The following is a 277-nucleotide window of genomic DNA, read 5'->3' as shown; positions in this document are numbered from 1 at the left end:
GAATCATTTCTTTATACCGCGGGGTGAGCATGAACGCATTCTTTCGTGGCGATAAACCGCGTTCCCATCTCAATCCCTTCCGCTCCAAGCGCCAATGCCGCCATCAACCCGCGTCCATCGGCGATGCCGCCCGAGGCGATGACCGGGATCGATACGGAGTCAACGACTTTCGGAATGAGGACGAACGTGCCAGTATCGTATTTGCCGAGATGCCCGCCCCCTTCCTGACCGACGACCATCACCGCATCAGCGCCGAGCTCCTCTGCTTTCACTGCCT

Annotated in this window: 1 pseudogene; it reads right to left on the bottom strand. The window is 58.5% G+C overall.

Annotation, left to right across the window (positions count from 1 at the left end):
* Positions 1-277, bottom strand: a pseudogene (locus BRO54_RS19050) (NAD(P)H-dependent flavin oxidoreductase); the annotation flags it as partial.

This window comes from Geobacillus proteiniphilus (assembly GCF_001908025.1).
Classification (GTDB): Bacteria; Bacillota; Bacilli; order Bacillales; family Anoxybacillaceae; genus Geobacillus; species Geobacillus proteiniphilus.
This window is presented reverse-complemented; position numbering and strand designations above follow the sequence as displayed.